The sequence below is a fragment of the Sphingopyxis sp. JAI108 genome (assembly GCF_013410105.1).
GTDB lineage: Bacteria > Pseudomonadota > Alphaproteobacteria > Sphingomonadales > Sphingomonadaceae > Sphingopyxis > Sphingopyxis chilensis.
Window position 1 is genome coordinate 1 of record NZ_JACCCJ010000001.1, and the last position, 22,584, is coordinate 22,584.

The 22,584-nt window shown below is 65.0% G+C and carries 19 protein-coding genes; 12 read left to right on the top strand and 7 right to left on the bottom strand.

All coding sequences use genetic code 11. From position 1 onward, the window contains the following. Window positions 1-377: 377 nt before the first annotated feature. Window positions 378-1,589 (top strand): GGDEF domain-containing protein, encoded by a 1,212-nt coding sequence (locus tag HDC29_RS00005; protein WP_257017956.1) that lies wholly within the window; start codon window positions 378-380, stop codon window positions 1,587-1,589. Between the two features lie 142 nt (window positions 1,590-1,731). On the opposite strand, the gene HDC29_RS00010 is transcribed toward HDC29_RS00005, so the two are convergent. Beyond that, the gene (locus HDC29_RS00010; RefSeq protein ID WP_179493435.1) at window positions 1,732-4,410 is read right to left on the bottom strand and encodes a bifunctional diguanylate cyclase/phosphodiesterase; all 2,679 of its coding nucleotides are present in this window, start codon (window positions 4,408-4,410) and stop codon (window positions 1,732-1,734) included. A gap of 667 nt (window positions 4,411-5,077) precedes the next feature. Between HDC29_RS00010 and HDC29_RS00015 the strand changes: the two genes are divergently transcribed. Next, a complete protein-coding gene (locus tag HDC29_RS00015) occupies window positions 5,078-7,345 on the top strand; it encodes a glycosyltransferase family 4 protein (protein ID WP_179493436.1) in 2,268 nt (755 codons plus the stop codon). 154 nt (window positions 7,346-7,499) lie between these two features. After that, complete coding sequence (locus tag HDC29_RS00020; RefSeq protein ID WP_257017957.1) at window positions 7,500-8,660, top strand: glycoside hydrolase family 130 protein; 1,161 nt, start codon at window positions 7,500-7,502, stop codon at window positions 8,658-8,660. A gap of 6 nt (window positions 8,661-8,666) precedes the next feature. Here HDC29_RS00020 and HDC29_RS00025 read toward each other — a convergent pair whose 3' ends face one another. From HDC29_RS00025 to HDC29_RS00035, 3 genes are read right to left on the bottom strand one after another with little or no spacing between them, the layout of a single operon-like run. Then, window positions 8,667-8,819, bottom strand: a complete 153-nt coding sequence (locus HDC29_RS00025; protein WP_179493437.1) for a hypothetical protein — start codon at window positions 8,817-8,819, stop codon at window positions 8,667-8,669. Further along, window positions 8,816-9,643, bottom strand: a complete 828-nt coding sequence (locus tag HDC29_RS00030) for an HAD-IIB family hydrolase (RefSeq protein WP_179493438.1) — start codon at window positions 9,641-9,643, stop codon at window positions 8,816-8,818. The genes HDC29_RS00025 and HDC29_RS00030 overlap by 4 nt, the downstream gene beginning before the upstream one ends. Continuing rightward, on the bottom strand, window positions 9,640-9,906 hold the full coding sequence (locus HDC29_RS00035) for a hypothetical protein (protein WP_179493439.1): 267 nt from the start codon (window positions 9,904-9,906) through the stop codon (window positions 9,640-9,642). Before HDC29_RS00035 ends, HDC29_RS00030 begins: the two co-directional genes overlap by 4 nt. Before the next feature lie 594 nt (window positions 9,907-10,500). Here HDC29_RS00035 and HDC29_RS00040 point away from each other — a divergent pair. Further along, entirely contained in the window at window positions 10,501-11,154 is a 654-nt protein-coding gene (locus tag HDC29_RS00040; protein WP_326913892.1) for a LuxR C-terminal-related transcriptional regulator, read from the top strand. A gap of 167 nt (window positions 11,155-11,321) precedes the next feature. Here the strand turns inward: HDC29_RS00040 and HDC29_RS00045 are convergent, their stop codons facing one another. Then, window positions 11,322-12,374, bottom strand: a complete 1,053-nt coding sequence (locus HDC29_RS00045; protein ID WP_179493440.1) for an ACP S-malonyltransferase — start codon at window positions 12,372-12,374, stop codon at window positions 11,322-11,324. Beyond that, window positions 12,371-14,572: a thiamine pyrophosphate-dependent enzyme gene (locus HDC29_RS00050; protein ID WP_179493441.1), complete on the bottom strand. Its 2,202-nt coding sequence runs from the start codon at window positions 14,570-14,572 to the stop codon at window positions 12,371-12,373. Before HDC29_RS00050 ends, HDC29_RS00045 begins: the two co-directional genes overlap by 4 nt. Window positions 14,573-14,751: 179 nt before the next feature. On the opposite strand from HDC29_RS00050, the gene HDC29_RS00055 reads away from it, so the two are divergent. From HDC29_RS00055 to HDC29_RS00090, 8 genes are read left to right on the top strand one after another with little or no spacing between them, the layout of a single operon-like run. Next, complete coding sequence (locus tag HDC29_RS00055) at window positions 14,752-15,459, top strand: DUF4129 domain-containing protein (RefSeq protein ID WP_179493442.1); 708 nt, start codon at window positions 14,752-14,754, stop codon at window positions 15,457-15,459. After that, window positions 15,456-16,691: a DUF4350 domain-containing protein gene (locus HDC29_RS00060; protein WP_179493443.1), complete on the top strand. Its 1,236-nt coding sequence runs from the start codon at window positions 15,456-15,458 to the stop codon at window positions 16,689-16,691. The genes HDC29_RS00055 and HDC29_RS00060 overlap by 4 nt, the downstream gene beginning before the upstream one ends. Beyond that, window positions 16,681-17,658, top strand: coding sequence for a MoxR family ATPase (locus HDC29_RS00065; RefSeq protein WP_179493444.1), 978 nt, complete (start codon window positions 16,681-16,683; stop codon window positions 17,656-17,658). Before HDC29_RS00060 ends, HDC29_RS00065 begins: the two co-directional genes overlap by 11 nt. Beyond that, a complete protein-coding gene (locus HDC29_RS00070; RefSeq protein ID WP_179493445.1) occupies window positions 17,655-18,971 on the top strand; it encodes a DUF58 domain-containing protein in 1,317 nt (438 codons plus the stop codon). Before HDC29_RS00065 ends, HDC29_RS00070 begins: the two co-directional genes overlap by 4 nt. Continuing rightward, window positions 18,968-20,008 (top strand): stage II sporulation protein M, encoded by a 1,041-nt coding sequence (locus HDC29_RS00075; protein WP_373562735.1) that lies wholly within the window; start codon window positions 18,968-18,970, stop codon window positions 20,006-20,008. Before HDC29_RS00070 ends, HDC29_RS00075 begins: the two co-directional genes overlap by 4 nt. Then, window positions 20,005-20,871, top strand: a complete 867-nt coding sequence (locus tag HDC29_RS00080; RefSeq protein WP_179493446.1) for an RDD family protein — start codon at window positions 20,005-20,007, stop codon at window positions 20,869-20,871. The genes HDC29_RS00075 and HDC29_RS00080 overlap by 4 nt, the downstream gene beginning before the upstream one ends. Beyond that, window positions 20,858-21,547: a nitroreductase gene (locus tag HDC29_RS00085; RefSeq protein ID WP_179493447.1), complete on the top strand. Its 690-nt coding sequence runs from the start codon at window positions 20,858-20,860 to the stop codon at window positions 21,545-21,547. The genes HDC29_RS00080 and HDC29_RS00085 overlap by 14 nt, the downstream gene beginning before the upstream one ends. Before the next feature lie 9 nt (window positions 21,548-21,556). After that, window positions 21,557-22,051 carry a hypothetical protein gene (locus HDC29_RS00090; RefSeq protein WP_257017960.1) on the top strand — a complete coding sequence of 165 codons (495 nt, stop codon included), beginning with the start codon at window positions 21,557-21,559 and terminating at the stop codon, window positions 22,049-22,051. A gap of 8 nt (window positions 22,052-22,059) precedes the next feature. Here HDC29_RS00090 and HDC29_RS00095 read toward each other — a convergent pair whose 3' ends face one another. Next, the gene (locus HDC29_RS00095) at window positions 22,060-22,494 is read right to left on the bottom strand and encodes a hypothetical protein (protein ID WP_179493449.1); all 435 of its coding nucleotides are present in this window, start codon (window positions 22,492-22,494) and stop codon (window positions 22,060-22,062) included. Between the last annotated feature and the right edge of the window lie 90 nt (window positions 22,495-22,584).

Below are 22,584 nucleotides of genomic sequence, written 5' to 3' on the forward strand. Positions count from 1 at the left end.
TCAAAACCGCTTTCCCCATAGCTCTCAGCCTATGACCCCCGCGGTTCGGGCATCGAAGACTTTCCGACGCCTATCGGCGTCCGAAACTCTCAACGGTTCGCGACAGTCCGATATAGAAGCAAATCATGAGAAGCGGTCATTTGGCGGTCCGCCCGTCCGATGGATTGCAACCGCAATCGACCTCGGGATTGCGGAAAGGACAATGGTCCAGGCCTTCGTCGACACCGTAGCTCGCTTCGCGATGGATGGGATCGGTTCGAGTTCGTCGCCCTGCCACGCCGCCCCGCACGGTGGAACTTCGTGAGTCGCCGTTCATTAATTCCGCATATGCGACGCGGGTTACAGGGCGTTAAGATTAAGGGATTATGATTTGCCGCATGAGAAGGTCGGACTCCCCCGCACCGATCGCGCACATCTTTCGCCTGCGCATTTTCCCGGATCCCGCGACGCTGCCGCTTCCGGTGTACCGCGACTTCGTCGACATGCTCTTCAGCATGCGATTGCCGATATTCGGACTGGGGGCAGTATTTGTCGGCATATGCATCCTCGCCGGTCACGAGTTCGGCAGCGTCTTTCTGTTCGGCCTCGCCGGCCTTGGTGCCGTCACGACCCTGGCGCGCCTTTTGACGATCCGCGCCTATCGCCGGGCCGAGCCTGTCCTCGCATTCAGCGAGCTGCGAAAATGGGAACGGCGCTACGCGGCCGGAAATCTTACCTCGGCGGTGCTTCTCGCACTTCTCAATGTCGCCGCGATATCGGCCCATAACCCCCTGTTCCATCTCATCACCGTCAGTCTTGTCTTCGGATTCGGCGCGGGGATCGTCGCGCGGACGTCGATCAGGCCCGGGATCTGTGTTGCCGCGCTCCTCACGGCGACCGTGCCTACGGTGCTGGCGCTTGCGATGCACGCCGCCGAGATCCACGCGATGTCGCTCCATCGGGAAATGTATGTGATCGAGGCATTCATCGTCGCCGCGATCACAGGGCTTAGCCTCCAGACCGTCGCCCACCTCTATCGCTCCGCAGTCGAACATCACACGGCCCGCCACGATATGGCCAAGCTCGCCCGAACCGACGCGCTCACCGGGCTCTCGAACCGGTTGCTGCTGCGCGAACTATTCCAGGACCGCGCCGCGAACGCAGTGCGCGCCAAAAGCCTCGTGGCCCTTCACTATCTCGACCTCGACGGGTTCAAGGCGATCAATGATCGATATGGTCATCCCGCCGGCGACGCGCTGCTTGAACAGGTGGCGCGGCGTCTCGAAGACATGGTTCGGGCCGACGACGTCGTAGCGCGCCTCGGAGGCGACGAGTTCATCGTGTTGCAGGCCGGCATAGCCGAAGAGACGGAAGCCGAATTGCTGGCACGCCGGATAATCCGCGACATCAGCAAGCCCTATGTCGTCGACGGCATTTCGATGTCGATATCGGTCAGCGTCGGCATTGCCACGGCGCCCAAGCTCGGCCTCGAGCTCGAACGCCTGCTCGCCTGCGCCGATGCCGCGCTCTACCGGGCCAAAGCAGGCGGCAAGGCCCGCGCTCTATTCTGTCTGGACGCGGACGCGGTGGCTGCCGACATGGCGGCCTGAGGCCGGGGTTTCAGCGCGAGAAACGCGTTTGATGCGATCGGCAGTGGCCGTAAGCAGCCAGGGGTGCTTTTGTTCAAAAGCAGGAAAAAGCCGATGCTTTAGAGCAGCCGCTGCACGAGGCGCGGGCGGGTCCTTCCTTCGGTCATGCCGAGCGGATGGGCGGGTCGGCAGCGACCCGGTCGGTCACCGACTTCGACCAGCCCGGAAGATTCTGTGACCATTTTCGTAGCCAGGCCGGTACGCGTTCGGCGCTGATCGCGCGGCTGAAGAGATAGCCTTGCGCGATATCGCAACCGAGACTGCGCAGCTGGACCAGCTGATTATCATTTTCTACGCCCTCGGCAACGGTGACGATGTTCATGCGATGCGCGATGTCGATCACGCCATGCACGATTGCGAAGTCCGCGCTGTCGGCGCTGTCGAGACGCGAGATGAACGATCGGTCGATCTTGAGCACGTCGACCGGAAACTGCTGCAGGTGTGTCAGGGAAGCATAGCCCGTCCCGAAGTCGTCGAGCGCAATCGAGACGCCCTCGGCCACCAGTGCCCGCAGGGCGCGCTCAACATTGAGCGCCAGATGATCGACGAACACGCTTTCGGTAACTTCCAGCTCGAGCAGCGTGGGCGGAATGCCAGCCCGCTGAAACTTTCGGAGGATACGATCCGCGAAGTCGTCGCGCCGGAAATCCGCAAGCGAGCCGTTGATCGCGATGCGGCCAAAGGCAACGCCCTTCTCGCTAAACTGCACAACATCGGCGAGCACGCGGTCGATCATCCGGTCCGTCAGGTCGCTCGCGAGCAGGCTGTCGTCGAATGCGGCCTGGATGCTGTCGGGCGGCTGAAGACCGCGCCGATGATGATGCCAGCGCAGCAAGGCTTCGAAACCGATAACGTCGCCGCTGCGAAGGTCGATCTTTGCCTGATAGAAGGGGATGATACGATCGTCGCGCAGCGCCTCGCGCGCCTCGCGCAGCATCGACTTACGGCTCTCCGCGGACTCGCGCATTTCGGAACGAAATTCGCGAACGACCCCCGCACCCTCTGCCTTCGCCGCGTAAAGCGCGAGGTCTGCGCTCTTCAGTATTCCTTCGGCGTTATCGCCGTCGGCAGGCCACACGGCGGCGCCCGCGCTAATGCTGACGGGCAAGACGCTCTCGTCGATGGTGAGCGTATCGGCCACGCCCTTTAGGATTGCATCGACAGCCGAAGCGAGCGCGGAACCAGGAGCCAGCCCCGGCACGATTACCGCGAATTCATCGCCGCCAAGCCGGGCCACCGTCGCTTCGGCAGGAAGGTTTCCCTGCAGGCGTCGCGCTATGGTTCTGAGAAGCTCATCGCCTGCCGCATGCCCCATGCTGTCGTTGAGGAGTTTGAAGCCATCGACGTCGATCACGATGACGCAGACGCACGACGCGTTGGCGGAAGCGGCCGTCAGCGCCTGTTCCAGCACTTCGGCGAAGAGCTTGCGGTTGGGCAGACCGGTCAGCGGGTCGTGGTTCGCGGCCCAGCGCAGTTCCCCTTCCGCCCGGCGCGCGGCAGTGACGTCGAGAAGGGCGCCGATCGAGCGCACCGCCTGACCTTCATCGTCGCGCACGACATATCCTCGCGAGTAGAGGTTGATGAAATTGCCCTGCGCGGCACGGAACCGATATTCATGATTCCAGCTGTCGTGGAGCTTCCGCAGAATCCCGTCGAATGTCTTTTCCACCATCGGCAGGTCGTCGGGATGAATCCGCTCCTTCCACCAGGCGACTGCCGTGCCGGTTGATACTTCCGGATAGCCCAGCACCTCTACCGCGCCATTGCCCCATTCGATCCGGTCGGTACGATGCGACCAGTCCCAGATCACGTCGTTCGTGGCATGGGAGGCCAGGCGGTAACGCTCCTCGCTCTCGCGCAGAGCCAGCTCCGCGGTCACCTGATCGTGAATATCTTCGAGCGTTCCGTACCAACTGACGATCCGATCGTCGGAGTCGCGACGCGGATTGGCTCGGGCCCGGCACCATCTGTAGCTGCCGTCCGAATTGCGAACTCTGTACCGCACGTCGGCAAAAGCATTATCGACCGACGTCAGCGCCTCTTCCCAGTGCGCGAGAACGCCGGGCAGGTCGTCGGGATGGAGCGAATTGGTCCAACCCGCGCCGAGCGCATCCTCGGCCGGCGTGCCGGTAAGCTCGGTCCAGCGAGGTCCCACTTCGACGATCTGGCCTTCGGGATCGCTGATCCATGGAATCTGGGGATTGAGCTCGACGGAAAACCGATAATGTTCCTCGCTGCGCCGAAGGGCTTCGATCAGCACGGACATTTCCGAACGCGCCCGAAGCGACTCGAATACAGCCGACCGCGTCGTCGCGATCGTCCGTAGAATGACGCCGGCCCCCAGCAGGAACGTCAGGCCCATGCCCGTGAAGTACCAATTACCCGAAAGGAGGAGGCCGATCGTCACCGGTGTCGCTCCGAACAGGAGGACGAGCCGGGCGGCGGCGGGAAGGGCCTGGAGACAGTAACAACAACTGATCGAGCCTACGAATATGAACAGCGCAATCGCGGTCGTGTGGAACGGATCGGCCGTCAGGAAAAGATAGAGGCCCCAGCCGCCGAACAGGAGACTGAAAGCGCCGGCGCGAAAAACCGTACCGCGCAGATATCGGCGAATGTGATCGTCGGTGGTGACGGCACCCCTTCGCGCATACCACGCGGCCGCGCGAACCGCGATGATCCCCGTCAAAGCCAGCGGCGCCACGAAGCTGACTGCCCAGGATCCCCCGTCGGCGGTTACGAGCGCGAGGAACAGGACGTTGAGGAACATGAGTGCGTACATGAGGGGGACCTGCCGCGCCAAGCTCGCATATTGCTCGCGGAGGACAGCTTCCGATTGAACGTATAAATTACCGCTCGCGCCGAGGGCCATTTTTACTGCAATCCCGTAAATAGTGGTCAGAGAGGATATCGCTCCCCCATTTAACGAAGCGTTTAGCCGCTCGTTGCGCCAGCTTGGAAATTGCTTGCTGCCTTCTCCGGAGGCTCGTGAACATGAAAGGAGAAGACAAGCTCTTCAATCTTCGGGCTAGTCCGGCGGCGTTTGAGAGCAGAGTGGTCGATACGGCTGGGGAAAGCATAGCCCTCGATCGATCCGCCCCGATGTGGCCGGGTTTGCGCGAAGGCCCGGCACAATCGGCTTGGCCCGCTACTGGTAGGTAATAGACTCGCCCATCGCAAAAATAGGAATTATACAAATCAAGTCTATTGTTACTGATATGTAATTTTATTAGAGAATTGATATTATATTAACATTAAAAAATGGAAATTTACCGAAAAATTTATTGTTTTTAGATTTTCTAAAACGTTCATATTATTAATGTCGCTACCCTTGTTTTGGAGCATATATTCCCCACATCATCAGAAGACACGCCAAGGAAGCACCAGGCCCCGTGGTTCCCGATTCATCGCGGATGCGTCGACGCGCTGTCATCTGAAAGTTGGAACAAATGCACGAAGTCATCGACCGCGTGGCGTTCGACGAAGCCTGCTCGCCGGTTCTCGCGCCGGAAGCCGCCGCGCTCCCGGGAACGCGTCTGGCGCTTGTCGGCGGTTTTCTGCCGCGGCGATGCGGGATCGCAACCTTTACCACCGACATCCATGCGTCGCTGGGGCTCGCCGCTCCCGACCTTGCTGTCGATGTCTATGCTATGGCTCCCGCCATCGACGCGATCGCCTTCGATCCCTCCGCCTGCTCGACGATCACCGAAGGCGACGCGGCGAGCTTTGTCGATGCCGCGCGGCGGATCGAAGCGAGCGGCACCGACGTGATTTGGCTGCAGCACGAGTTCGGCCTGTTCGGCGGACTAGCTGGAGACAAGATATTCGAACTCGTCGATCGCGTCAGCGCGCCGCTGATCGTCACGCTTCACACCGTACTTGCCGATCCCGACGCCGATCAGATGCGCGTTATGCAAAAGCTGATCGGAAGCGCCAGCAAACTGGTCGTCATGTCCGACTGCTCACGGATCCTGTTGAAAACACTTTATGCCGTCGATGACGAGCAGATCGCCATGATCCCGCACGGCGTGCCCGACCGTCCCTTCGGACGAACCGAGAGCTTCAAGGCGGCCGCCGGCCTGGCGGGCCGCGATGTCCTGATGACGTTCGGCCTGCTGTCGCCGGGCAAGGGCATCGAGGCCGCGATCGCTGCGCTGCCCGCGGTTATCGCCGATTGCCCCGACATCCTCTATTGCATCGTTGGAGCGACCCACCCCAACCTGCTCGCACGCGAGGGCGAAGCCTATCGCGAACGCTTGCAGGCACAGGCGAAGGCATTGGGCGTCGAAAACCACATCAGGTGGATCGATGCCTTTCTGGAAACCGACGCATTGCTGGACCTGATCGAGGCGGCCGACGTCTACGTCACCCCCTATACCGGGGCGGGACAGTCGACGTCGGGGACGCTGGCCTATGCGATGGCCTTGGGAAAGGCGGTCGTTTCGACACCCTATGCGCACGCCGCCGAGCTGCTCGACGATGGCCACGGCATCCTCGTGCCCTTCGGTGACAGCACCGCAATCGCGAGTGCGATCGTCGCGCTGTTCAGCGACCGCGAACGGCTCGGTGAGATGCAATGGCGCGCATACGAGCACGGGCGGCTCATGATCTGGCCTGCGCTCGCCGCAGAGCTCGCCGGCCTCGTCAGCGCCACCAAGGTGACGCCCCGTGTCTCGGAACACCCCGCGCACGTCGGGATCGGTGGCCTGCTCCGCATTTGTGACGACACCGGCATCCTCCAGCACAGCGTCCACGACATCCCGGACCGCGCGCATGGCTATTGCGTCGACGACAATGCGCGGGCGCTGATGCTGACGAACCGGCTGGGTCCGGAGGCAGAACCGCACCGCAGCCGGCTGGGAAGCATTTTTGCGGCCTTTGTCGAGGCTTCGTGGAACGCGGACAAGGGGCAGTTCCGAAACTTCATGGGTTATCGCCGGAACTGGCTGGAAGACACCGGGTCCGAGGACAGTTGCGGGCGAACGCTTTGGGCGCTTGGCGCGACCGCGCTCGAAGGCCGCACCGCAAGCACGCGTTCGTGGGCGCGGCGGCTCTTTGCCCGCGCCGCGACTTCGATCTCCGATTTCCGTTCGCCGCGCGCGATCGCCTTTGCCATGCTGGGCGCCGACCATCTTCTCGCCGCCGAAGAAAACGCGCCCGCGCGCGCCATATTGGAGCAGGGCAGCAAGCGACTGCTCGCGCTCTACGACCGCGTGTCGGCCCCCGACTGGGACTGGTTCGAGCCCGTGCTGGCCTATGACAATGCGCGCATTCCCGAAGCCCTTATCCGCGCCGGCATGAGGTTGCGGCGCGCCGACGCGACGCAATGCGGCCTCGCCACGCTCCGCTGGCTCAACAACAGCCAGACCGCGCCCGCCGGCCACTTTCGTCCGGTGGGATCCGACAGCTTTGGCCGTCATCGCGAATTGCCGCGTCCGTTCGACCAGCAACCGGTCGAGGTGTGGGCGGCGATCGATGCTGCTTCGGCAGCCTATGACCTTACCGGCGACGCGATCTGGCTTGCCCACGCCCAGCGCGCCTTTCGCTGGTTTGCCGGCGCAAACGACCGCGGGCTTGCGGTTGCCGATCCGCTTACCGGCACCTGCCGCGACGGGATCAATCGGCGCGGCGTGAACCTCAACGAGGGCGCGGAATCGGTGTTGGCCTATCAGCATGCATGCCTCGCCCTTCGCGCGTTGACGGCCAAAATCCATTAAACGTCCCTCTGCTCTCGAACTCGTTCAGCACGAACTGCGACTCCACGCCGACCCGACGCGGGTCGTGGTGCGGCCATTCCATCTGGCCTGGCAGGCGTCGGGTCCGGATCTCGTCCGGGTCCAGCGTCTCGCCTGCGATATCGCCGGTCTTGATATGCGCACGGTGCGCAACGAACTCGCGTCGGTCCTGCGCGATTTTTCCGACAGGCACTGGCAAATCGAAAAAGTGTTCGAAGAAAGATACGTCGAGATCGAACCGAAGCTGGGGCTCGACGGAAAGGTGCTGAAGCGCGAGATGCGTCTCCTGATCGGGGCCTATTTTTGCCACGAATACAGCTATGCCGCTGCCGCAGTGATGAACCCCAGCGTGGTGCGGCATCCGGACCAGACGGGATTGCAGGAAGGCAGCGTCCGTATCATCCTCTCGCTGCGCGCGGTCGGCGAAGGCCATATTTCGACAATCGCCTTTCGCGAAGGGATTGTATCACCGGGCGGCGAATTGACGCTGGCGCCCCAACCCACCTTTGCGACCACGGCCATGCTGGGCGTGCATCAGGCGGGCAATCAGGTGGACCGCATTTCGGTCCGCTGCGACCCCGATAGCAGTATTTCCGGAACCGTTATCTTCCCGATTACCGAAGCCCAGCGCAACGGACTCGAGGACCTGCGCCTCGTCGAGTTTAGGCGCGATAGCGGCAAGAGCGAATGGATCGGCACCTACACCGCCTACAGCGGCCGCGATATTCGCTCGGAGCTGCTTCGGACGCGGGACTTTCGGGATTTCACGCTGACCCCGATCAAGGGGGACGCCGCCCGCAACAAAGGCATGGCGCTGTTCCCTCGCAAGGTGGACGGAAAATTCTGCATGATCGGGCGGCAGGACGGCAAGAATCTCTATCTGCTGCGATCGGACTCGATCGACCACTGGGAAAGCGGCGAGCTGCTGCTGGAACCCCGTTTTCCCTGGGAGTTCGTCCAGATCGGCAATTGCGGCGCGCCGATCGAACTAGACGAAGGCTGGCTTGTACTCACGCACGGCGTCGGAGCGATGCGAAAATATGCGATCGGCGCGATACTCCTAGACAAGCAGGACCCGTCGAGGGTTCTCGGGCGAACGCCGAACCCGCTTCTGTCCGCTGCGGACGAGGACCGCGAAGGCTATGTCCCGAACGTCGTTTATACTTGCGGCGCCATCCGCGTCGGCGAGGACCTCTTTCTGCCTTATGGGGTCGCCGACAGTTCGGTGTGCTTTGCCTTCATACCCATCGCAGGAATCCTGGCGGCGATGGAAATGCAAGCCGCCGCGCCGCCGTGACAGACCTCAGCCCCGGGGCGGGCTCATTTGCCAGGGCATGCCGGGCAATTTGACCATCTCGCCCTTGCATATCGCGCAATGGCTGACGAACCGTCCCCTGTCCCAATGGCTGGCCTTGAAATCGACCTGATGCCGCCCGAACAGATTGTGCAAGATCATGCCTCCGCTCCCAGCACGGATTGCGCACGATCGTTCGCAGCCGACGCATGGCGAACTGCCGCGCCCACGGTGGGTGCCGGTTTCAGGCAGGCGATGATGGTGTCGATCACCGCGCGGGTCTCGCACGGATCGCGCACGCACACCGTGTCGACCCCCAGCGTCTTGGCGGGATAGTCGTTGCCGCCGGGAAAGATCGCATCGCCGACGAAAAGCATGGCATCGAGCGATATGCCGCTGACGTCCTGCAATTTCGTCAGGCCATACGCCTTGTCGACCCCTTCGCGCGTGACGTCGATCGACGTTGCGCCGCCCATGTTGATCGAAAGCCCCGGGAGCCGCTGACGAAGGTCGCGCTGAATGACCTTGCGCTTCGCAAAGTCGGGATCCCATTTTTCCTTGGCATCGATCGGAGCTTTCTGACCCAGCGCCGAGAAGGTGATCTGGCTGCCGCGGTCCTCGACGCGTTCGCCCCACACGGTTTCGGGAACGAAGCGGGTGGCTTCGAGTGACGCGTCGAAGGCTCCGAAGATGAGCTGCTTTTCATCGTCCGCGAACAGTTCGGCATAGACCGGCCGCCATGCGCCGGAACCGTGAGTGTAGAGTTTGGTGCCCGTCGTCGGCATAAGCCACAGCCGCGCGATGTTCGCGCGGGCAGGAAGACGCGACGCGACCTGTGTTTCGAACTGGGGCCAGTCGCCGCCCGAGATCACCGCGACATCGACGACATCGAGAAGATCGGCGAGCGCTTCGCCCATCGCGGCATCGAGCGGCTGCTTGCTTTCCGCAAGCGTCCCGTCGAGGTCGAAGGCAATGAGCTGTTTCATGTAGCGGAAACGCAGCGTTGTGCGACGACCAGGTCACCCACGAACGGGCTCGGCTTTGCCTTGGCGCAATTCGCCGGTCCGCCGCCCCATTGCGCGATTACCGGAATATCGAAGGTCAGGCCGCGGCGCTCGCGATATTCGTTGATACGCCTGGCAAAATAGCAAGGGAGATCGAAATTGTCGATCGAGCGCCCGTCGCGCTGCGCCCGGCCCACGGCCATCAAAGCCATTTGATGATGATAGAGAAGTTCGTTGAGGTCCATATCGTCGCTCCGTTCGGCGGGAGCGCAAGAGTCTCTCAGTCGTCGGCACGCTCGGGAAGCCGTCGATATTCCATATGTGGTGTCGCGGCTGCGGATTTACAATCGGCTGCCGATTAAGCGATATATGCTCTTGGCCCGACTTTGGATCGCTGGGGCGTCCTTTGGTCACGAGTTCAGAGGATGAAAGGGCTTCGCCGGGGCGGCGGAGCCCTTTTGCCGTCGCGGCCCAGGCAAATTCGCTGACGCAATCCGCGCCTGTTGGCCGGTTCCGGCCAGGCGGCGTTCGGACGCGGATCGAAAATATCCGACATTCGTCATGATCCCGCGCGGGCGACCCATTGCGGACCTTAGCGTGTGGAAAACGCGAAGGGCCAAATAAGTCGCGGCTTCGATCGACTAGCGCTGCAAATGGAATGACGAGAAGCAGACGTTCAGGGCTATAACCCTCGCAGTCCTGCGAAAAGTGCCCGTAAAGGTTACCAAAAGCCGTGTTGCGGACGTAATTCTCGAAAATTTCGGCAAACGCGCCGAAATGGCGCCGGCATCGACCCTTTTTCGCTGTCCGTCCGACCCTTTGGTGCGCAGCATCGCGACGTGACCGAAAGCGGGGGCCATATCCATCTGATCCTGCCTGACCCGATCGAACGGGCGGCCTGTTTTCGTGTGCTCGCGGCAGGCGCCGATCGGGTCGTGCGTAGCTTTGCGAGCGCCGACGCCTGGCTCGAGGCGGAAGGCGACGATCTGTCCGCTATCCTGCTTTTTCACTGGCGCCAGCCGGGGCGGACGGACGGCGCGGCGCTGCTCGATCGGATCGCCGGGAGTCCCGCCATCACCGCCTTTGTCGCCGCCGAACAGCTCAGTATCGCCGAATCGCGCGCCATCCTGCGCGGCGGCGCGCGGGATTTGCTGCCCGCGCCGCTCGACCCGCGCCTCGTCCGGCGCACGATCGATGCGGCGCTTTCCGACTGGCGCGCGGCGCAGGACGCGGTCGCCCGACGCCGCGAGGCCGAAGCGCGGCTGGCCGCGCTGACCCCGCGCGAGCGCGACATATTGGACGCGATCGCCGTCGGCCTCGGCAACAAGGCGATCGCGCGTCAGTTCGACCTCAGCCCGCGCACGGTCGAAGTGCATCGCGCGAATATCATGCGCCGGGCGGGGGCGGGCAATATCGCCGAATTGCTGCGGTTGCAGTTCACCGCCGAACCTGCGCGCGCCGCGCCGGTCGATCGGGTCCGTTTTGGTGCATGATCGCGCGGGAACTCGGCCAAGTGCCAAACGTAGCGCCTATAAGGAAAATGAACGGTATATCGCCCTTGAGTTGGTCCCCATTGGCGCTGCCGTTCATCGCCCGGGGTCAACCCCACCTGACTCCGGGCAAACAACAGGGCCGGCAGGGACGTTCCTCCCTGCCGGCCCTATCGCTGTCCGGTAACCAGCTCTCGCTGGTCGGCGCGGGCCATCGAGAGCAGGATCGGGGCCGACGCCTGCCGCGCCATGAAGTCTGCCTTGCTTGCGAGGCCCTGCCAGCCGATGCCGATCAGGGATTGCGCGATCGCACCGCCCAATGTGTCGCCGGGGCCGGGCAGGATGATGACGTCGGGCGCATATTCCTTGACCGCCACCTGCACCGACAGCGCGAAATCATAAGGCGCGAGGATCTGGTGGCCGAAGGTGTAATCCCAAACCTCGTCAGGGTCGCTGGAGAAGCGCCGCCAGATATGCCCGCGGCCGTCGACCATCGGGATCGCCGGGGAAGCGAACAGCGAGGGCGGCAGTTCGGCCTTCGCCTTGCCCGAGCTGCCGAACATCAAAGGCGTGTGGAAGGGGCCATGGCCCGCGAGGCGCAGCGGGTCGCGACCTGGGGTCGGCGGCGCTTCGGCGAGCAGCGCGGCGAGACCTTCCTCATTGCCTGCGAGGACGAGCATGCCCGCGAGGTCGATCGACAGCGCGAGATCGTAGCCGGGACGCGATGCGATGGCGCCGACCAGCGCCAGTAGCGCATCGCGAAACCCCGGAACCGGGCGCCAGTTCTCGTCGACAATCTGAAGGAGGATTTGCCCGCCGGGGCCGTGCGTCTGGCTGTTGAGGCCCATCGCGTTGGATATGCGGAAGCCGTCCGCGACCGAAACCGCGCCGCCAAGCGCAAGCGCGCTGTACCAGCCCATCGAATTGCCCGCGACCGCAACGACGTCGAACCTGTCGCGGTCGATACTCAGATAATCGAGCGCGGTGGCGGCGTAGATCAGCGGCGCGGCGACGTCGCCGCGCATATGCGTCGCCACGCTAAAGCGCTCGGCACCGTCGAGTTCGCTCACCGTCGGCTGGCCACGATCGCGGCGCTGGGCGTCGAAATTCGCGATGTGGCTCGCGAAGCGCTGGCCGTGCAGCCGCGCGATGCTGCCGAGTTCGCCCTTGCCATAGGTGCCGCGTCCGGGCGCGATCACGATGGCGGTCTTGCGGGCGTTCATGCCAGCAACTCCTTTGCGGCGGCATAGATGGAATCGCGGCTCGGCAATGTCAGAGTCGCGGCCCTGCCCAGCGGGATGAAGCTGTCGTCGGCGGCGATGCGCTTCAGCTTCTTGTCCGGCGTGCGCTCGACAAATGTCGCCATCAGCGCCTCGCTCTGCGATCCGGTGATGCGGCATTCGTCGACGATCAGGATGCGTTTCGCGTCGCCGACGGCGGCGACGAGCTTGTCCTCGTCGATGGGTCCGAGCCAGCGCAAGTCGATCACGCGCGCCTTCACGCCATCGGCGGCGAGCAATTTCTCCGCCTGCCGCGAGAGATAATAACCATTGCCGTAGGTGACGATCGCAAGGTCGCTGCCCTCGCCATGAACGCCGACGTCGCCGAGGCCGATCGGCTCGCCCTCGCCGGGCGCTTCATAGACGCTCGTCCACAGCCCATCGCCTTCTTCGTGCAGGTCGCGGGTCATATAGAGCGCGATCGGCTCGACGAAGACGACGACGCGCTGTTCCTCGCGCGCCAGCCGCACACATTCGCGGAGCATCGCGACCGCGTCGCGGCCGTTCGACGGGACCGCGAGGATGACGCCCGGAATGTCGCGAAAGACCGCGAGGCTGTTGTCGTTGTGGAAATGGCCGCCGAAGCCCTTTTGATAGCCAAGCCCCGCGATGCGGATGACCATCGGGTTGGTATATTGGCCGTCGGAGAAGAAGCTGAGCGTCGCCGCCTCGCCGCGGATCTGGTCCTCGGCATTGTGGACATAGGCGAGGAACTGGATCTCGGGCATCGGGACAAAGCCGTTGTGCGCCATGCCGATCGCGAGCCCGAGGATCGCCTGTTCGTCGAGCAAGGTATTGACGACGCGCGCCGATCCGAAGCGCTGGTGGAGCTTTGCCGTGACGTTGTAGACGCCGCCCTTCGGCCCGACATCCTCGCCCATGACGGCGATTTCCTTGTGCGCGAGCATCAGGTCGGCCAGCGCCCAGGAGAGGAGCCGCGCCATGTGCATCGGCTTGTCCATCTGCGCGGCGTCGCTGCCGAACATCGCCTTGCGGTCTTCGGGAGACGGTGTGTTGGGCCGCGCCACCTCGCGCTTCGGCGGGATCAGGCTGTGCATTACATGCGCGGGCGTCGTGATCTTGGGCCGCTGGATCGCCGCCTCGGCCTGCCGCGCCAGCGTCGCGCCAGTCTCTTCATAGGCCTCGACGATCTCGGCGCGCGACATCCAGCCGTGCGCGTCCATCAGCGCCGCACCCGCAAGCAATGGATCGCGCGCCTCGTCGGATTCGATCAGCGCCTTGGGCAGATATGCGCCCTGCACGTCCGAGCCGGCGTGGCCGTAGAGCCGCACGGTCGCCATGTGGAGGAAGACCGGCTTGCGATAACGCCGCGCATGATCGGCGGCCTCGGCGGCGCCGGCATAGGCCGAGACGAGGTCGGTGCCGTCGCATTTGATATAATGAAGCCCCGCGCGGTGGCGGAACTGCGCCTCGATCCAGCCCGTCGGCGTGCGCGTCGAGATGCCGATCCCATTATCCTCGCAAAGGAAGATCAGCGGCATCGGCGACCCCTGGAACGCCGACCAACCCGCGGTGTTGAACGCGCCTTGCGCGGTCGAATGGTTTGCCGAAGCATCGCCGAAGCTTGCCAGCACGACGCCGTCGTCGGGCAACGCGCAACCGGTCAGGCCCTGACGCCGCGCGATACCGATCGAAAAGGCCGCGCCCACGGCCTTGGGCAGGTGCGAGGCGATCGTCGAGGTTTGCGGCGGAATGTTCAGCGGTTTCGATCCGATCACCTTGTGCCGCCCGCCCGAGATCGGATCCTCGCTCGATGCGGCGAAGCTCAGCAGCATGTCCCACGTCGGGGTGCCGCCCGGAAGCTGGCGCGCGCGGTGGAGCTGGAACGCGTTCGAGCGATAGTGAAGGAACGCCATGTCGGTGACGCGGAGCGCCGCCGCGACCGCGGCATTGCCTTCGTGCCCCGACGAACCGATCGTGTAAAAGCCTTCGCCGCGCGCCTGCAGATGGCGCGATAGCCGGTCCATCTGGCGGCTCGTCAACTGCGACAGGAAAATGTCGGTGGCGTCGCGGCGTGACAGGCCGGCGGCGGCGGGATCGGGCGCGCCCGCGCGATCGGGAAGCTTGCCCGCCGCCAGCGCCGCGAGGAATTTCTCATGTACCGCCTGCGCCGCGTCCACCTGTCTCTCCTGTCGCGCGGCCGGTGGTTACAAGTGGTGGTTACAAGTGCAACGATCAGGCCGGTTTTGCCGCGCGCTAGAACGGAGCAGTCGCACGCGCAAGCATCTCTTGCCTTGCCGCGCCCGCTCGCGCTACCACCATATTCGATGCACGATCGGGGCGGGGCCATCTTTTCAACATGATATCCTTGTGGATCGCCCAGGCGTCGGCAGCGGCCGAACCGTCGAGCAGCGACACCGGGGGAGGATGGCTGCTCGATCCTGAACTCATCGATCCGGGCTATAGCCAGACGATCGCGGGCGGCGAGATCCAGACCGCCTTTCCTCCGCCGCCTCCACCCCCGCCGCCGACACCCGAGTGGCTGAAGTCGCTGCTCGGCGCGCTCGGCGATTTCTTCGAATGGAGCGCCCCTGCGGTCAAGCCGCTGATGTGGATCGCGGTCGCGCTGCTCCTGCTGTTCCTCCTCTATCATTTCGTCCCCGCTTTCGCGCGGTGGGTCGATACCCTGCGCTACGGACGCAAGCGCGGCGGCGACACCGACGATCATGTTGGACAGGCCGAGGCGGGCGCGGCGCGCGCGCTGCTTGCCGAGGCCGACGCGCTCGCCGCCGAGGGGCGTTTTGCCGAGGCGGTGCATCTTCTGCTCTATCGCAGCGTCGAGGATATCGAGGGGCGCCGCCCGGGTCTCGTCAAGCCCGCGATGACATCGCGCGATCTGGCCGAGGCGAACGACTTGCCGTCGGTCGCGCGCGGGGCCTTCAGCCGCATCGCCCGCGCGGTCGAGATCAGCCTGTTCGGCGGGCGGTTGATCGATGCCGGCGCGTGGGAGCAATGCCGCAGCGCTTATGCCGAGTTGACGGTGCCGAAGAATTGGGCGCGCGCATGAGCAACGCAGCGACGAACGACCATGGCTTCAACCCGCGACTGATCGCGGCCGTCGTCGCCATCGGGGTGATCGCCTTCATCGCGCTGTGGGCGCTGATCGCGCTGGCGCCGCAGATCAGCAGCGGCAACGACGGCGGCGGCCATGCCTTGTCGAAGGCGGCGCCGGGTTATGCCGGCATCGTCGACCTCGCCGAACGCGCGGGCGCCGAGGTCGAGCTGCGGCGGCGGGTCGAGGTGGAATCCTATGAGGAATATGAACCGCTTCTGGTTCTGACCCCGACGCACCGCACCCGCGCACCCGAAATCGCCGAACTGCTCGACGCCCACCGCACCGGCCCCGTGCTGATCGTGCTGCCCAAATGGCAGACAATGGCCGTGCCGGGGCAGACGCCGAAACCCGGCTGGGCCAGTGCAGGGTTTCCGGTGCGTCCGCCCGCCAAGATGCTGCCGCCTGCCTATTTTGGAACGGTCGCGATCAAAGCGGCGCCGAGCAAGGCGCAGCAGGTGCCCGCTCGGCTCGGCGGCCGCAGCTTCGCGGCCTCGCTACCCGGCAATGTCCAGACGATCGAAGGCGGGAATCTGGAAACGTTGATCGCGGGGCCTGGCGGCGCTGCGGTGCTCGCGCAGGTCGGCGAGCACGACATCTATGTCCTCGCCGACCCCGACCTTATCAATAATCTGGCTTTTGCCTCACGCGACCGAGCTAGTGCGGGCGTCGTTTTGATCGACGCGCTCGCCGAATATGCCGACGCCGACGGGCTTGCCTTCGACGTCACGCTCAACGGTTTCGGCGGCCAGCGATCGCTGCTTCGCTTCGCCTTCGTGCCGCCGTTCATCGGCATCACCCTCTGCCTGATCGCCGCCGGGATGCTGGCGCTGTGGCAGGCGTGGATGCGCTTCGGTCCGGCACTGAAACCCGGCCGCGCGATCCCGGTGTCGAAAGCGGCGCTGATCGCGAACAGCGCCGACCTGATCCGGCAGGCACGGCGCGAACTCGACGGCGCCGACGCCTATGTGAAGAGCCAGCGCATCGCGATCGCGCGGCGACTGCACGCCCCCACCGGGCTCGACGATGCCGAAACCGACCGCTGGATCGACCGGCATCTGCGCGGTGGCAGCGACCTTTTTTCCTCGCTCGCGCGGCGCCTGCCGCTCGCGCGCAATACGCATGAATTCCTCGCAGACGCGCAGGCGCTGCACGACATCAGGAAGGATCTACTCCGTGACAGCTAATCCCGTCGCCCAAAGCGTTCAGAGCGTCCAAGCGCTCGGTGCCGCGATCGAGGGCGAGGTCGCGAAGGCGGTCTTCGGCCAGGGGCCATTGACGCGCATGGTAACGATCGCGTTGCTCGCGGGCGGCCACGTCCTGCTCGAAGGGCCGCCGGGCACCGCCAAGACCCTACTCGCGCAGGCGTTCGCGCGCGCCACCGGCCTCGATTTCGGGCGCATCCAGTTCACCCCCGACCTGATGCCCGGCGACATTTTGGGGTCGAACCTCTTCAACTTCCAGACGTCGAGCTTCACGCTGACCAAGGGGCCGATCTTCACCGAACTGCTGCTCGCCGACGAAATCAACCGCACCCCGCCCAAGACGCAGGCCGCGCTGCTCGAGGCGATGCAGGAACGCCGCGTCACCATCAACGGCGAGCCGCACGCGATGAGCCCGCGCTTCACCGTACTCGCGACGCAGAACCCGATCGAGCAGCAGGGCGTCTATCCTCTGCCCGAGGCGCAGCTCGACCGTTTCCTGTTCAAGCTCGTCGTCGATTATCCCGACGCCGCCGAGGAACGCCGCATCGTCGCCGACCATGGCGGGCGCTTCAAAAGCCCGGCGGTTAGCGATTTCGGCGTGGCGCAGGTCGCCGATGCCAAAACGATCGGCGCCGCGATCGACACGATAGCGACCGTCCGCCTGGCCGAGGAGATCGTCGACTATATCGTCCGCCTCGTCCGCGCGACGCGCGAGAGCGCCGACCTGGAATGCGGCGCGAGCCCGCGCGCCGCGACCCTGCTCGCGCGCGCGGCGTGCGCCGCGGCGGCGCTCGACGGGCGTGACTATGTCATTCCCGACGATGTCCAGCGCCTCGCCGCGGGCGTGCTTCGCCACCGCGTCATCCTGTCGGCGGCCGCCGAGATCGAGGGCCGCAACGTCGAGCAGGTCGTCGCGGCGTTGCTCGATCGCGAGGAAGTCCCACGGTGATATACCCCACCCGCCGGGCGATCTACTTGCTGCTCGCGGGCGCGCCGATGGCGCTTGCGCTCGGGCTGATCCGGCCCGAGCTGTGGTCGGTCGCGCCCGGCTGGATCGGGGTGATTCTTGCCTGCCTGATTCTCGACACCATGGCGGGTACCAATCCGCGTCACCTGAGCCTCGACGCCCGCTTTCCGAATCAAGTCGGGGTCGGCGACCCGTTCGACCTGTTGCTCGCCGCGAGCGGCCGCGATGTCCCGCCGCGCGCCGAAATCGCGCTCGCGCTCGACGAACGGCTGGCCGAGGGTGGCCGGCTCGCGGACGATATGCGGCGCACGGCAAGCGGCGAAGCGCTGGTCCGTACCCTGTCGCTCACCGCGTCGCGGCGCGGACAGGCGGTCATCGATTCGTTGTGGATCCGCTGGGCAGGGCCGCTCGGACTCGTGTGGAAGCAGCGCAAATTCGCGATCGGGGGTGCGATCAACGTCGTGCCGAGCCTGCGCGCGGTGACCGACGAGGGGAGCCGGCTGTTCCAGCGCAATAGCTGGTTCGGACTTCGCCAACAGCGTTTTCGGGGCGAAGGCACCGAATATGAGGCGCTCGCCGAATATCAGCCGGGGATGGATCGCCGCGCGATCGACTGGAACGCCTCGGCACGGCACGTCAAATTGCTTGCCAAGGAATATCGCGTCGAGCGCGACAATCGCGTCGTGCTCGCGATCGACGGCGGACGGACGATGGCCGAGCCCGTCGGCGGCATGCCGCGCGTTGACCGTGCGGTGTCGGCGGCGCTGCTGCTCGCCTATGTCGGCTTGAAGCTCAACGATCGGATCAGCCTCTTTTCCTTTGCCGCGAAGCCGCAGGCACTGACCCCCGCCTATATGCACACGCAGGATTTTCCGGCCCTGCAACGCGCAGCGAGCCTGATCGACTATGCGCATGTCGAGAGCAATTTCACCCTCGCACTGACGACGCTCTCGGCGCAGCTCAACCGCCGCTCGCTGATCATCCTCTTTACCGAATTCACCGATGCGACGAGCGCCGACCTGATGATCCGCGCAGCCGGACGGCTGGTGCAGAAGCACCGCCTGTTGTTCGTCGTGATCCGCGACGAAGAGGTCGAGAGCGAGGAGCGCCGCCGCCCCGAAACCGGCGCCGACGTCACGCGCTCGAACGTCGCCGCCGCGATGCTGCGTGACCGCCAGCTGGTGATCGCGCGGCTCCAGCGCCTGGGCGCCGACGTCATCGAGGTACCCGCCGACGCGATGGGGGCGAGCGCGGTCGAGGCCTATCTCGGCATCAAAAGGCAGGGCAGCCTGTGATCCCCCCCGCTGCCTCCGCCCGCGCGGTCGACGCGCCGAGCTTCTCGACCGGCCGCTTCCGCGCCGAGCGCGAGGCCGACTGGATCGCCTTCGACCTGCTGCTCACGAAGCTCGAGAAAAAGGGTGCGAAGGCGCTGACCAGCGACGAGTTGCTCCAACTGCCGCTCCTATATCGCGCGACCCTGTCGTCGCTGTCGATCGCGCGCGCGACGAGCCTCGACAAGGCGCTGCTCGACCATCTCGAGGCGCTGTCAATCCGCGGCTATTTCCTCGTCTATGGCGTGCGCGAGAGCCGTTGGAGCCGCCTCCGGCGCTTCTTCCTCTACGACTGGCCCGCTGCGGTGCGATCCGTCTGGAAGGAAACATTGATCATCGCGCTCGTCATCCTGCTCGGCGCGCTGACCAGCTATTCGCTCGTGTCGAGCAACCCCGAATGGTATTTCAACTTCGTCGACGAGGAGATGTCGGGCGGCCGCGACCCGCGCGCAACGGCCGAATTTCTCCAGTCGACGCTGGGGCACGGCAAGGCCGCCGGCGAAAAGGGCGAAAGCGGGCTGCACGTCTTCGCGACCTATTTGTTCACGCACAACAGCCGCGTGTCGATCCTGTCCTTCGCGCTCGGCTTCGCCTTCGGCGTGCCGACGCTGATGCTCGAATATTATCAGGGGATCGGCCTCGGCGCGATGATGGCGGTCTTTTCCGCCAAGGGGCTCGGCTACGACTTCGGCGGCTGGCTGTTCATCCACGGCACCACCGAATTGTTCGCCGCCGCACTGTCGGGCGCCGCAGGGCTGCGCATCGGCACCGCGGTCGTCTTTCCCGGCGCGCGCGGACGGCTGCAGGCGGCGTCGGATGCGGGGCGCACTGCGGGCAAGGTGATGGTCGGTGTCATCCTGATGCTGTTAGCCGCCGGCCTGCTCGAAGGGTTCGGGCGCCAGCTGATCACCGACACGATGCTCCGCTATGCGATCGGCTCACTGATGCTGCTTCTCTGGCTCGGCTATTACTACATCCCGCGGCGCGAGGATGTGACGTGACCGCCGCCGCCAACGCGAAACAGCGCGCCGTCAAGGCAAAGAAAATCCGCCAGTTCATCACGCCCGAAGGCGTCGATCTCGAGCTCAAGATCGCCAGCGCGGGGCTACGTTTCGGTGCCTTGCTTGTCGATTTGTTGCTGATCGTGCTGACGCTGTTCCTCTTTTCCCTGTTCATGCTGTGGGTCGGGCTCGCCTCGCGATCCGACGTCACGGTCGTCGTCTGGATGCTCGGCGCCTTCGTCCTGCGCACCTTCTGGTTCATCGGCTTCGAACTCGGTTCGCGCGCCGCGACGCCGGGCAAGCGCCTGATGGGAATCCGCGTCGTTGCGCGCGATGGCGGGCGCCTGACCGCAGACGCGGTGGTCGCGCGCAATCTGATTCGCGAGCTCGAGCTGTTCCTGCCCCTGATGATGCTCGGCGCCGGCGCGTCCGAGGATATGGTGTCGGGGTGGATCATGCTCGCCGGCGTGCTCTGGTCGCTGACCTTGAGCCTCTTCCTGCTGTTCAACCGCGACCGGATGCGGATGGGCGACCTGATCGCGGGAACCTGGGTCGTGATGGCGCAGCGCGTCAAGCTCGATGCCGATATCGCGAGCGACGCCGCAGGCGAGGCGATGACCTTCACCGACACCGAGCTCGCCGTTTACGGGATTTTCGAACTGCAGGAACTCGAACGCGTGCTGCGCGGCCGCGATCCGCGCGCGATGCGTGAGGTGGCCGACGCGATCCGCGCCAAGATCGGGCGACCCATCGCCGAAGAGGATGACGTCTTCCTGCTTTCCTATTACCGCCAGCTGAAAGCCCGGCTCGAACGCAAATTGCTGTTCGGCAATCGGCGAGAGGATAAATATGCCAGCGACTGACACCGTTTCCGTCACCGAAGCCCTCCACGCGCGCCGCTCGGTACGTGCCTTTACCGACAGGCCGGTCGATCCGGCGCTGCTCAAGGAGATTTTCGCTGCGGCGCAGCGCGCGCCGTCGGGCGGCAACCTGCAGCCGTGGCAGGTGACGGTGCTCACGGGCGAACCCTGGCAGGCGGTGAAGGATGCCGTCGCAGGCCGGATCGCGATGGGGCGCGAGGGCCAGGAGCCCGAATATGACATCTACCCCCCGGCGCTGACCGCACCCTGGACCGACCGCCGCTTCGGGGTCGGCGAGGCGCTGTACGCGTCGCTCGGCATTCCGCGCGAGGACAAGCGGGGGCGCCTCGCTCGGTTCATGGACAATTACCGGGGTTTCGGCGCACCGGTGATGCTTTTCCTCCATTGCTCGCGCATCATGGGCCCGCCGCAATGGTCGGACATGGGCATGTGGCTGCAGTCGGTGATGCTGCTGCTCGTCGAACATGGCCTCGCAAGCTGCCCGCAGGAGTGCTGGGCGATGTACGGTGCGACGATCCGGCGGACGCTGAGGCTCGACGAGGGGCAGATTTTGTTCACCGGGCTCGCAATAGGCTATGCGGATAACGATGCGGCGGTGAACCAGTGGCCGGTGCCGCGCGCGCCGCTGGGTGAAGTGATCGATTGGCAGGGGTTTTAGGGAATGAAAATGTCCGTGTTTCGCTGTGTGTTCGCAGGAACGCTGATGCTGGGCATCGCGGGCTGCGCCGCCATCCCCCAGCCCGCAGCGCCGCCCCCCGCCCCGCAACCCGTCGCCCCCGCCCCGACGCCCGCTCCGCTACCGACGCCGACGCTCGGGTGGGAAGACCGCGCCGTCGATCGCGGCGCATGGCGCTATGACGCCGCCAGCCGGACCGCCGCCTTTGTGCCGACGGGCAGCGCGAACCCGCTGCTGACGATGGCGTGCAGCGGCGGCAGCATCCGCATGACCTCGGCGCTCGCCGGCAATGTCAGCCTGCACACCAGCGCCGGCAGCGACCAGATCCGCTTCGACGGCGGCAGCGCGAACTTGCCGAGCCGTGATCCCCGGCTCGACCGCATCGCCTTCAGCCGCGGTCGCTTCGCGCTCGAAACGCCGGGCGGCGGCGCGCTGACGCTGCCCGTCCAGTCGGAAATCGGCCGCGTGATCGAGGATTGCCGCTAGGCCGGAGCCTAGCCGCCCAATTGTACCGTCCCGCCCCTGATCCAGCCCCAGCGGCACGGGCCCTGATATTCGCGGGCGTTGGGCACCGACTTGCCGACGCCGCACATGTCGGGATCGGTGCCGGGACCGGCGAAAACGACGCCGAACCATGCGTCACTCTCGGCCGCCTCGCACAGCGACACGTTCGCGCCGCCGGCGAGCTTCGCCTTGACCGCGCGCGTTTCGTTCGGCGCCCAATAGACGTCGGTGCCGCCCGCCTTGACGCGGCTGATGCTCGAGCAGGCGGGCAGGCTCGGCCCTTCGGTGCCGATCATCACCGCGCGCGTCGCAAGCGGTTCGCCTGCAAGCGCGGGAGCATTGTCGGCGGGCGGCGCGGGCTGGCTGCACGCGGCGAGAGAAGCGAGAAGAAGGGCGGCGAGGGGAAGGGCGATACGATGTTTCATGCCCACGAAACTAGCCGCCGCGGCGCGGGGGCGCAACGCTCGTCGTCCCGGGCCCGAGAGCCGCATTTTCGCTTGGGTTTTGCGGCCTTC

Excerpts from the sequence above, each read along its gene's own strand:
- HDC29_RS00005 (WP_257017956.1), top strand. The coding sequence starts at position 378 with ATGAGAAGGTCGGACTCCCCCGCACCGATCGCGCACATCTTTCGCCTG.
- HDC29_RS00010 (WP_179493435.1), bottom strand. The coding sequence starts at position 4,410 with ATGTACGCACTCATGTTCCTCAACGTCCTGTTCCTCGCGCTCGTAACC.
- HDC29_RS00015 (WP_179493436.1), top strand. The coding sequence starts at position 5,078 with ATGCACGAAGTCATCGACCGCGTGGCGTTCGACGAAGCCTGCTCGCCG.
- HDC29_RS00020 (WP_257017957.1), top strand. The coding sequence starts at position 7,500 with ATGCGCACGGTGCGCAACGAACTCGCGTCGGTCCTGCGCGATTTTTCC.
- HDC29_RS00025 (WP_179493437.1), bottom strand. The coding sequence starts at position 8,819 with ATGATCTTGCACAATCTGTTCGGGCGGCATCAGGTCGATTTCAAGGCC.
- HDC29_RS00030 (WP_179493438.1), bottom strand. The coding sequence starts at position 9,643 with ATGAAACAGCTCATTGCCTTCGACCTCGACGGGACGCTTGCGGAAAGC.
- HDC29_RS00035 (WP_179493439.1), bottom strand. The coding sequence starts at position 9,906 with ATGGACCTCAACGAACTTCTCTATCATCATCAAATGGCTTTGATGGCC.
- HDC29_RS00045 (WP_179493440.1), bottom strand. The coding sequence starts at position 12,374 with ATGAACGCCCGCAAGACCGCCATCGTGATCGCGCCCGGACGCGGCACC.
- HDC29_RS00055 (WP_179493442.1), top strand. The coding sequence starts at position 14,752 with ATGATATCCTTGTGGATCGCCCAGGCGTCGGCAGCGGCCGAACCGTCG.
- HDC29_RS00060 (WP_179493443.1), top strand. The coding sequence starts at position 15,456 with ATGAGCAACGCAGCGACGAACGACCATGGCTTCAACCCGCGACTGATC.
- HDC29_RS00085 (WP_179493447.1), top strand. The coding sequence starts at position 20,858 with ATGCCAGCGACTGACACCGTTTCCGTCACCGAAGCCCTCCACGCGCGC.
- HDC29_RS00090 (WP_257017960.1), top strand. The coding sequence starts at position 21,557 with ATGTCCGTGTTTCGCTGTGTGTTCGCAGGAACGCTGATGCTGGGCATC.
- HDC29_RS00095 (WP_179493449.1), bottom strand. The coding sequence starts at position 22,494 with ATGAAACATCGTATCGCCCTTCCCCTCGCCGCCCTTCTTCTCGCTTCT.